This window comes from Stenotrophomonas maltophilia, from assembly GCF_013464915.1.
In the GTDB taxonomy this organism is placed as follows: Bacteria; Pseudomonadota; Gammaproteobacteria; order Xanthomonadales; family Xanthomonadaceae; genus Stenotrophomonas; species Stenotrophomonas maltophilia_AT.
In genome coordinates this window covers 74,581-85,073 of record NZ_RAVT01000031.1, presented here as the reverse complement: position 1 = coordinate 85,073, position 10,493 = coordinate 74,581, and the positions used below count along the sequence as shown (strand labels likewise).

General features: G+C 68.3%; 8 protein-coding genes. 7 read left to right on the top strand and 1 reads right to left on the bottom strand.

Going from position 1 to position 10,493, the window contains the following annotated elements:
* Positions 1-199 precede the first annotated feature (199 nt).
* The 4 genes from D7T59_RS11945 to ubiM all read left to right on the top strand — a co-directional run bounded on the left by D7T59_RS11945 (position 200) and on the right by ubiM (position 3,627).
* Positions 200-1,363, top strand: a complete 1,164-nt coding sequence (locus D7T59_RS11945; protein ID WP_180852478.1) for a COG3904 family protein — start codon at positions 200-202, stop codon at positions 1,361-1,363.
* Between the two features lie 58 nt (positions 1,364-1,421).
* Positions 1,422-1,967, top strand: a complete 546-nt coding sequence (locus D7T59_RS11940; RefSeq protein ID WP_180852477.1) for a DUF4019 domain-containing protein — start codon at positions 1,422-1,424, stop codon at positions 1,965-1,967.
* Between the two features lie 11 nt (positions 1,968-1,978).
* Positions 1,979-2,368, top strand: coding sequence for an MAPEG family protein (locus D7T59_RS11935; RefSeq protein WP_180852476.1), 390 nt, complete (start codon positions 1,979-1,981; stop codon positions 2,366-2,368).
* An 80-nt stretch (positions 2,369-2,448) separates the two neighbouring features.
* Positions 2,449-3,627 (top strand): 5-demethoxyubiquinol-8 5-hydroxylase UbiM, encoded by a 1,179-nt coding sequence (gene ubiM, locus D7T59_RS11930; RefSeq protein WP_180852475.1) that lies wholly within the window; start codon positions 2,449-2,451, stop codon positions 3,625-3,627.
* 11 nt (positions 3,628-3,638) lie between these two features.
* Here ubiM and D7T59_RS11925 read toward each other — a convergent pair whose 3' ends face one another.
* Positions 3,639-3,860, bottom strand: a complete 222-nt coding sequence (locus D7T59_RS11925; RefSeq protein ID WP_014036469.1) for an RNA-binding S4 domain-containing protein — start codon at positions 3,858-3,860, stop codon at positions 3,639-3,641.
* 266 nt (positions 3,861-4,126) lie between these two features.
* Here D7T59_RS11925 and D7T59_RS11920 point away from each other — a divergent pair, with 266 nt between their 5' ends.
* From D7T59_RS11920 to D7T59_RS11910, 3 genes are all read left to right on the top strand, one after another.
* Positions 4,127-6,076 carry a DEAD/DEAH box helicase gene (locus D7T59_RS11920; RefSeq protein ID WP_180852474.1) on the top strand — a complete coding sequence of 650 codons (1,950 nt, stop codon included), beginning with the start codon at positions 4,127-4,129 and terminating at the stop codon, positions 6,074-6,076.
* 217 nt (positions 6,077-6,293) lie between these two features.
* Positions 6,294-8,717, top strand: coding sequence for a putative bifunctional diguanylate cyclase/phosphodiesterase (locus D7T59_RS11915; protein ID WP_164138275.1), 2,424 nt, complete (start codon positions 6,294-6,296; stop codon positions 8,715-8,717).
* 109 nt (positions 8,718-8,826) lie between these two features.
* Entirely contained in the window at positions 8,827-10,491 is a 1,665-nt protein-coding gene (locus D7T59_RS11910) for a diguanylate cyclase (protein WP_180852473.1), read from the top strand.
* Positions 10,492-10,493: the final 2 nt, after the last annotated feature.

Here is a 10,493-nt window from a genome sequence, read left to right as displayed (position 1 = left end):
GCTCACGCCCCTGCAACCGGACCCACCCCGCCTTCGACAGTTTCCCGCGGTCTGCCGGAAGGGCATCCCGCTCTGGTAGGTGTCGACCTTGGTCGACACGCTTTTCGCCAAGGGTCAGAAGGGGTTCAGTGCCACGCGCTGAATGCGCGGCCTGGACGGGTAGACTGTGGCTCTTGCTCACGTGAAGACTGGTTGCCCGATGTCCGCCAAACTCCGCTGGTTGCCCCTGTTGTGCCTGGCCCTGGCGGGCTGCAGTCAGCTGGAGAATCCGGGCAATGTGACCGCTGCCGACAAGGCGGCGCGGGCGCCAGCCAGCGATGGCGAGAACATGGTGTCGATCAATGCGGCTGACGCACCGCCGCCGCCGGCGCCGCCGCGCAGTCGCGCGGATCGGCCTTGGCCGCAGGCGCAGCTGGAGAATGGCCGCGCCTGGGTCAGCTGCAGCACCGAATATGCCGGCGATGCGGGCGACGGTGTCGAGCTGGAAGGCCTGCAGCGCGAGCAGATCAGCCAGGTGCTGGCGCCGTGTGCCGAGCGCGGCCTGATGCGCGTGCGTTACGCCGGCAAGATCAATCCGGGCTTCGCCGAAATGATGTGGCGGTTGGCCGTGGTCGCTGACGAGCAGAAGATCCACAAGCGCATCCTCGATCTGGACTCCAGCGGTGGCCAGGTGGAATCGGCGATCGTCGCCGGTGACAGCATCGGTGAATCGGGCTGGACCATCTGGGTGCGCGAAGGCTCGATCTGCCACAGCGCCTGCGTGTTCGTGCTGGCGGCAGGTGACAACCGCCTGCTGTCGGGCAAGGTCGGCATCCACCGCATGATGCGCATCAGCTCCAAGGCCACCTCGCGGGCGGAACTCAACCGCGAGCTGCACGAGGTCTACGACAACGTGAAGGACTACCTGCAGCGCAACGGCGTGGCGGTGGGCGTGGCTGATCTGATGATGACCGTGCCCAACCGCAGCCTGCGCCTGCTGACCCCGGACGAGCTGCGCCAGTACGGCCTGGATGGCACCAACGCGGTGCAGGACGATCTGGAACGGATCAAGCAGATGCGCGCCTGCGGCGATGACTTCGTGCAGCGCAAGGATGCGTTCCTGATCGCCTTCGATCAGCAGTGCAAGCGCGAAGGCGCCGACATGGAATCGATCAACAGCTGCGGCCAGGCCTTGAAGCAGCGCTTCGGGTTCCCGGATGCGGTGTGCCCGGAAGAAAGCCCGCTGTCGGAGATCGATGTGGCAACGCTGCCGCCGGCACCGTCCGAGCCGCCGCCGGTGGCCGAACAGGCGCCAGCAGACACCGGCACGCAGGCCGCGCAGGCCGATGCCGCCGCGGTGGAAGGCAACGCCCACGCGCGCTGACGAACGGCTCACTGCGCTGGCGTAGACTGCGGTTCTTTCCCGAGAACCGGCGGTGTCCATGAAGCGCGTGCTCCTGCTGCTGTCCCTGCTGCCCCTGACCGTATTGGCGCAGGCACCTGTGCCGCCCACGCCTGCACCGGCCCCGGCACGCCCGGCCCCGGCATCGCCGGCGGCTGCGAAGCCGGCCACGGCCGGCGCACCGGCATTGACCGCCGCGCAGCAGGCGCAGGTGCAGAAACAGGATGCGGAAATGGGCGCGGCCGCAGTGAAGGCGGCGCAGCTGGTTGATGCCAACCGCGCTGGCGAATTGTGGGATGGCGCCTCTGCGGTCGCGCGTCGCGCGGTGCCGAAGGCCGCCTTCGTCAGCCAGCTGACCACCGAGCGCACGCGCCTGGGGGCGCTGGCCGGGCGTGGCCAGCCGACCATCACCCGGGTCAAGTACAGCGCCGGTGCTGCCGTGCCGGAAGGGCTGTACATCAACGTCAGCTTCCCGACCCGTTTCGCCAACAGCGCGCAGCCGGTGCGCGAGCTGGTCTCGTTCCGTTTCGACGAGGACCAGGTGTGGCGCCTGGCCGGTTACAGCCTGCGTGCGTCGGCACCCTGAGGAGATGATCGATGGCAACTGAACTGACGATGCTGGCCTGGTCGGTGCTGCTGGGCTTTGTCTACATCTTTGCTGCTTCCACCGTGGTCACCCGCGAGCGCGGGATGAAGTGGAATGCTTCGGCACGCGATGGCGAGGCCAAACCGGTCAGCCCGTTGGCCGGCCGCCTGCAGCGGGCCCAGGCCAACTTCCTGGAAACCTTCCCGTTCTTCGCCACCGCCGCGATCGCAGTGGTGGTGGCCGGGCGTGCCAGCGACACCACGGCGCTGGCGGCGCAGGCCTACTTCTGGGCGCGCGTGGCCTACCTGCCGCTGTATGCCGCGGGCGTGCCTTACGTGCGCAGCCTGGTCTGGGCGGTGTCGCTGCTGTCGATCCTGGCGCTGGTGTTCGCGTTGTTGTGATCCCGGCCTGATCCAGATCAAGGCCGGTCAGGTGCGCGGCGCTATGCTGGCGCGGACTGAATCAACGGCGGGAGGCGCGCATGCGCAGGATGGACGTGGTGGTGGTCGGTGCCGGGCCGGCAGGCCTGTGCTTCGCGCGCGCGCTGGCCGGCAGCGGCCTGCAGGTCGGGCTGGTCGAAGTCCAGCCGCGCCAGGCCCTGGCCGAAGCCGCCTTCGATGGCCGCGAAATCGCGTTGACGCACGCCTCGCGGCAGAGCTTGGAACAGCTGGGCCTGTGGCAGCGCCTGCCGCACGCCGAAGTTGCCGAACTGCGCGATGCCAAGGTGATGAACGGTGGCTCGCCGTTCGCGCTGACCTTCGCCAGCAGCCAGGTGGACGGCCAGCCGCTGGGTTGGCTGGTGCCCAACCATCTGATCCGCCGCGCTGCATGGGATGCCGTGCAGGGGCAGGACGGCCTGGAACTGTTCGACGGACGCAAGGTGCAGGCCGTGCAGGCCGATGCGCAGGGCCACGTGATCAAGCTCGATGACGGCAGCCAACTGCATGCACGCCTGCTGGTTGCCGCCGACAGCCGCTTCTCCGCCACCCGGCGCATGCTCGGCATCGGCGCGCAGATGCGCGACTTCGGCAAGTCGATGCTGGTGTGCCGCATGCAGGTTGAGCGCGACCATCACCACACCGCGTGGGAGTGGTTCGGCTACGGCCGCACCATGGCGCTGCTGCCGCTCAACGAGGGCCAGGCATCGGCGGTGATCACGCTGCCACCGCGGCAGATCGAAGAGCTGCTGGCGATGGACGAGGTGGCTTTCGGTGAGGCCGTCAGTGCCTGCTTCGAGCAGCGCCTCGGCCGGATGCAGCCGGTAGCCACGCCGCAGGCGTATCCGCTGGTGGGTGTGTACGCGCATCGCTTCGTCGGCCAGCGTTCGGCGCTGATCGGCGATGCCGCGGTGGGCATGCACCCGGTCACCGCGCATGGCTTCAACCTGGGACTGGCCAGCGCGCAGCGGCTGGCGCAGGGCATCGTCGCCCAGCAGCGACGTGGTGCCGACATTGCCGCCGCGGGCATGCTGGCCAGCTACCAGCGCGGTCATCGGCTGGCGTCGCGGCCCCTGTACGAGGCCACCAACGCGATCGCCAGCCTGTACACCGACGACCGCCGCCCGGCGCGCCTGCTGCGTGCGGCCGGTCTGCGCCTGGCGCAGGGCGTGGCACCGTTCAGGCAGCTGATCGCCTCGCACCTGACCCAGCGCGTGGCCTGAACAGCTTCAGATCAGCCGGCAGCCAGCACCCGGATCTGGCTGTCGGCGAACTCGACCACCTGGCCTGCGCGGATCTTGCAGGCCTTGCGCAGCTCAACCTCGCCGTCGACCCGTACCTGGCCTTCGCTGATGACCATCTTGGCCTCGCCGCCGCTGGTGACCAGGTCGGCCAGCTTGAGCAGCTGCTTGAGTTCAACGTAGTCACCGTCGAGGTCGAATTCGAGAATCTGCATGGAGCGGTTTCCTGGAGAGGGGCGCGGGCCAGCGGCCGGGCCGGGGAAGAGGGCGCGTATTGTGCGCCAGCGCGGGGCATGACGGCACACGCACGGCAAGCTGTACGCCTCGTTCAGGATCAATGCGGTATCATTCCGCTCTGAGCGAGTGAAATCTCCTCCGACCGAGCAGCGCCAGGGCACGCGATAAGAAGGGCGCCCAAAGCGCGGACCATCACCTTTTTTATCGCACTGCCAGGAAGACGGCAGTGCCTTCGGAGTTCCCCATGTCCCAAGATTCCCAAGCGCCGCTGCAGTTTGCGCAGCTCGGCCTGTCCGAGCCCGTGATGCAGGCAGTCACTGCCATCGGCTACGAAACCCCGTCGCCGATCCAGGCCGCCACCATCCCGGCGATGCTGGAAGGCCGCGACGTGCTGGGCCAGGCCCAGACCGGTACCGGCAAGACGGCGGCCTTCGCCCTGCCGGTACTGTCCAACATCGACCTGCAGCAGATCAAGCCCCAGGCCCTGATCCTGGCGCCGACCCGCGAGCTGGCCATCCAGGTCGCCGAGGCGTTCCAGTCCTACTCGTCGAAGATCCCGGGCTTCCGCGTGCTGCCGGTGTACGGTGGCCAGCCTTACGGCCAGCAGCTGTCGGCCCTGCGTCGTGGCGTGCACATCGTGGTCGGCACCCCCGGCCGCGTGATCGACCACCTCGACCGCAGTACCCTGGACCTGTCCGAGCTGAAGACGCTGGTGCTGGACGAAGCCGATGAAATGCTGCGCATGGGCTTCATCGACGACGTCGAAGCCGTGCTGAAGAAGCTGCCGGAGCAGCGCCAGGTGGCCCTGTTCTCGGCCACCATGCCGCCGCAGATCCGCCGCATCGCGCAGACCTACCTGCAGGACCCGGTGGAAGTGACCATCGCGGCCAAGACCACCACTTCGGCCAACATCCGCCAGCGTTACTGGTGGGTGAGCGGCATGCACAAGCTGGATGCGCTGACCCGCATCCTGGAGGTCGAGCCGTTCGACGCGATGATCATCTTCGCGCGTACCAAGGCCGGCACCGAAGAGCTGGCCAGCAAGCTGCAGGCCCGTGGCCTGGCCGCTGCCGCCATCAACGGTGACATGCAGCAGGCGCAGCGTGAGCGCACCATCGCCATGCTGAAGGAAGGCAAGCTGGACATCCTGGTGGCCACCGACGTGGCCGCGCGCGGCCTGGACGTGGAGCGCATCAGCCACGTGCTGAACTACGACATCCCGTACGACACCGAAAGCTACGTGCACCGCATCGGCCGTACCGGCCGTGCCGGCCGCAGCGGCGAGGCGATCCTGTTCGCCACCCCGCGCGAGAAGGGCATGCTGCGCCAGATCGAGCGCGCCACCCGCCAGCCGATCGAAGAAATGCAGCTGCCGAGCGTGGAAGCGGTCAACGACACCCGCATCAGCAAGTTCACCTCGCGCATCACCGAAACCCTCGCTGCCGGTGGCCTGGACTTCTACCGCCAGCTGCTGGAGCGTTTCGAGAACGAGCAGAACGTGCCGGCCATCGAAGTGGCTGCCGCGCTGGCCAAGATGCTGCAGGGCGATACCCCGTTCCTGCTGCAGCCGCCGGTGCGTGCACCGCGTGAAGAGCGTGCGCCGCGCGAGCGTTTCGACCGTGGCGACCGCCCGGAACGTGGCGATCGCTTCGACCGCAATGAGCGTGGTCCGCGCTTCGAGCGTGGCCCGCGCCGCGACGACGCCGAAGGTGGTTTCGAGCAGCGTCCGCGCCGCGAGGTTCCGCCGCGTGGTGCGCCGGAGCAGGGCATGGAGACCTACCGTATTTCGGTCGGCCACCAGCACGGCGTGAAGCCGGCCAACATCGTCGGCGCCATCGCCAACGAGGCCGGCCTGGAAAGCCGCTTCATCGGCCGCATCGACATCCACGACGACTTCTCGCTGCTGGACCTGCCGGCGCAGATGCCGCCGGACGTGCTGTCGCACCTGCAGAAGGTGTGGGTATCCGGCCAGCAGCTGCAGATGCGTGCGCTGGCCCCGGGTGAAGACACCAACCCGGCCCCGCGTCCGTTCAAGCCACGCTTCGACAAGCGTGGTCCGGGCGGCCCGGGTGGCCCGCGTCGTGGTGGTCCGGGTGGCCACGGCGGCGACCGCGGCGGTGACCGCGGCGGTGACCGCGACAGCCGCCCGCCGCGTCGTGACGGCTTCAAGCCGCGCGGTCCGCGCAGCTTCTAAGCCCTGAACAACGCCAGCCTCCGGGCTGGCGTTGTGCGTTATGGGGCTGGAAAAGGGGACGGAGGGGATTAAGTCGTAAATGGCTGGCCGGGGCGCTTATGCCGAAAACGACTTAATCCCCTCCGTCCCCTTTTTCGCATGGCCAACACATTCCCGGTCCTAGGCTGGAGCGGTTCCAAAGGAGGTTGTCACCGCATCACATTCGGGGGGATCCGGGATGGGTAGGAGTGGCACGGACCAACAGAGCCGGCGGGTACCGATGACCCGCGGCCTGGGACTGCGGTTTGCGTTGTTGACGGGCATGGCGATTGGACTTGTCGCACTGTCCGCCTTGATCCAGGAACTGCAGGCGGCTTCCACCGCCTGGATCGCCGGCCAGGGTTACTGGTCGCGTGGTCAGCAGGATGCGACCGCCGCACTCAGCCGCTATCTGGCGCGCGGTGATGCCCAGGACCTGGACGACGCACGCCAGGCCCTGCAGGTGCCATTGGGCGATCTGCAGGCGCGGTTGGCGCTGGAACAGGCCGAGCCGGATGAGGCCAAAGCCAGGCAGGGCTTCCTGCAGGGCGGCAACGCGCGCGCCGATATCCCGCGCCTGGTGTTCTCGTTCCGCTATGCACGCGACATCGGTGCCTTCCGCGAAGCAACCGCGCTGTGGCGGAAGACCGACGGCGACCTGATGGCGGTGCAGCGGCTGGTGGATGAGCTGCAGCAGCGGCATGGCCAGGGCGTGCTGCCGGTCGCTGCGCGTGACCGCTACCTTCAACAGCTGCGTGATCTCGACCGTCGCCTGCAGGTGCAGGCGCAGGCGTTCTCGCAGGCATTGCTGCGGATGGCCACCATGGTGCGCATCGCGACGCTGGTGGTGGGAGGGCTGTCGGTGCTGGCGATCAGCCTGATGGCGGTGGCCCTCGCGCGCCGCGTAGGCAAGGACCTGACCGAACACGAGAGCCGCTTCCGTGCGGCGTTCTACCAGGCCAACGTCGGCATGCTCAAGCTTGACGCCGAAGGCAGGGTGGTCGAGGCCAACCAGGCGATGGCCGATATCCTCGATTACCGGCGTGAGGTGATGCTGCAGATGTCGCTCGGCGATCTGCTGATGGAGGGCGAGCTGGTCCTCGACGGCGTCGGCCGCATCGACTGGGACCGGCAGCTGCGGCCGAGCGAACTGCGCTTCCGACGCCGTGACGGCAGCCTGGTCTGGGGGCGCTGGAGCGGTACCGGCGTGCGCAGCGCCGGCGGTGGCCTGTCGGTGTTCGCGATCATCGAGGACGTCAGCCAGAACCATGCGCTGGCACGCGAGATCGAGCACCACGCCAGCCATGATCCGTTGACCGGCCTGATCAACCGTCGCGAGATCGAACGCCTGCTGGAACGTGCACTGCTGCAGGTGCGCAGCGATGGCGGAACGCATGCGCTGTGCTACATCAACCTGGACCACTTCAAGCTGGTCAACGACAGTTTCGGCCACGCCGCCGGCGATCAGATGCTGCGCAGCTTTGCCGACTACCTGGTGGCTGCGGTGCGTGATGGCGACTGGGTCGGGCGACTTGGCGCCGATGAGTTCGCGGTATTCCTTGCCCATGCCAGCCAGGACGAAGCCAAGCGGGTGCTGCAGCGGGTGATCCGCAATCTGGGGCAGGCGACCTTCCCTGTCAGTGAAGGCAGCCCGCAGCTGAGCTGCAGCATCGGCGTGGTCGAAGTCAGCGCCGATGCACCCGATGTGAACTGGTTGATGAGCGCTGCCGACAGTGCCTGCTATGCCGCCAAGCAGGCCGGCCGCAACCGCGTGCACTGCTTCAACGAGAACCGCATGGCACTGGAGGAGCGGCGGCAGGAGGCCGAACGCCTGCAGGGTGTCAGCCTGGCGATGGCCGAGAACCGGATGCTGCTGTATGCGCAGCGCATCGCCCGTGTCGGCGATCCGTCCTACCTGCACTACGAAGTGCTGGTGCGCATGCGCGGCACCGACGGCAGCCTGCACCTGCCAGGACAGTTCATGCCCGCGGTGGAGCGCTACGGCATGGCGGTCGCGCTGGACCGGCACGTGCTCGGACTGTTGTTCCGCCACCTGCAGGTCTGCCCGGTGCATGTCCGCCAGCTAGGGCTGTGCAACGTCAATGTATCTGCCCAGTCGATTGCCGAACCGGGTTTCCTCGCCTTCGTCTGCGACCTGCTCGAACGCAACCGTGCGCTGGCATCCAAGTTGTGTTTCGAGATCACCGAAACGGCCGCGATCAGCAACCTCAGCCAGGCCCGTGCGTTCATCGACGCGGTGAAGGCGCGCGGCTGCCGGATGGCGTTGGACGACTTCGGGTCCGGGCTCTCTTCGTTCGGTTATCTGCGCCAGCTGCCGGCCGACATGCTCAAGATCGACGGCGCCTTCGTCCGCGACATGGACACCGACCCGGTCAGCCACGCCACCGTACGCGCGATCAGTGAACTGGGGCGCGAGCTGCAGATGGAGGTGGTGGCCGAATGGGTGGAGACCACGGAGGTGGCCGGGGCACTGACGCGGCTCGGCGTACAGGGCCTGCAGGGCTATGCGATCGAGCGCCCGCAGCCGCTGGAACGGATGACCCTGGCGGATCTGAGGCCGTTCCGGCTGGTGGCCGTGAAGGGACCGCCCAGCGCTGGCTGAACCGCGGGCGCCGACTTTGGTCTACACATGCGCGGCGTGCCCGGCTGCGATAATGCGCGCCAGGGGCGACGCGCAGTGGGCGCGGACGTAAGCAGGAACAGGACGTGGCGTGGGCGGCAGGCAGTGGCGGTATGGAACAGGAGCGGTGCTGGCCGTCCTGATGGTGTGGTTGGCGTTGCCGTGGCCGCTTCAGGCTGCAGAGGCCGTGTCGGGCCGTGACTACCTTCTGGTCGGCGGCGCTACCGACGAGCCGACGCCGCACCGTGCGTGCACGCCGCAGATGCTGTCCGGCGCCCGCCAGCAGGCCGAGGTGCCGGCACCGCCCACGGGCTGGTCGGGGGAGCCGCAGGCACTGGATGTGTTCAACGTCTTTGCCGGTGAAGTGCGCGTCCAGCATGGCGACCGCGAAATCTGCGGCGACATGCATGATGCCCGTACCCGCGATTCGCGTTTCCGTGCAGGTATCGGCATGGTGGCCGTACCGCCGGCGGGCAGCCACGAGCCCTTCCTGGTTTCCTGGCAGACACCGCTGAAAGCACGCTGGGTGCCGACCCTGCGGCTGGGCGCGCCCAGCCCAGTGCAGCAGAACGATACCGCGCGCCTGCTGGTGCGTGCCGCCTGCATCGCGGTGGCGATCGCGCTGGCGCTGTCGGCGCTGATGGCGTTCCTGACCACGCGCGACCGCAGCTTCCTGGTCTACATCGCCTGCACCACCGTGCTGGTGCTGTGGCAGGCCATCCTCGGTGGGCTCAGTGGCTACCCGGAACCCTGGCTGCCGGTGGGGGAGCACGGCGCGAGGTGGCTGCTGTCGTTGACCGCAGCCTCGCAGGCGCTGGTGCTGCCGGCGCTGTGGCGGCTGAACGGAGGCGACCGCGTGCTGCCTCGATCGCGCCCGGCGCAGCTGCTGGTGTTGTGGACCCTGATGGCGTTGGCCGCGCTGGTGCCGTGGCTGCGCTGGGAGCATCTGGCCTGGGTCGCACAGGGCCTGCAGGTGTCCTATCTGTCCGGGTGTGGCCTGGCACTGCTGGTCGGCATATGGGCACGCTGGCGCGGTGATCGTTGGGCGCAGGCGGGTCTGGCTGCGCTGGCACCGATGCTGGCACTGATCATCGCCGACGCCTGTGCTGCGGAGTGGCTGCTGGAGTACCGGGTGGAGGCGCTGCAGCTGGCGGTGACCTGGTTGTTGATGATGGCTGCCTACGCCCTGAACCAGCGGCTTGGCCGCCTGCGCCAGCAGCGTGACGAGCTGCGCCAGCTGGCCGAGACCGATGGCCTGACCGGCCTGCCCAACCGTCGTGCCGGCCTGCAGCAGCTGGCGCGGCATCTGGAGCGTGTCAACCGCGAGGGCGGGCCGCTGGTGATCGGCTTCCTCGACATCGACCTGTTCAAGGACATCAACGACCGGCATGGCCACGCGGTTGGCGACCAGGTGCTGGTGGCCGTCGCGCGGGCCCTGCGCACGGCGGTGCGCAGCCAGGATGAAGTGGTGCGGATGGGCGGCGAGGAGTTCCTGCTGCTGATGCCGGGCATGCCGCGTGAGGCGGCATCGGCGCGGTTGGACCGCCTTCGCCAGCGCATCACCGAGGCCGGCCAGGCGCTGCAGGTAGCGGGGCTGGAGGTGACCGCCAGCATCGGCCTGGCACAGTGGCGGCCGGGCGAGGATGACCTGGCGGCACTGCTGCGGCGGGCCGACCATGCCATGTACGTGGCCAAGCGCGCCGGCCGCAACCGTGTGTTCGACGGTGAAGAGCTCGATCCGCCCGGCCCGGCATGAGG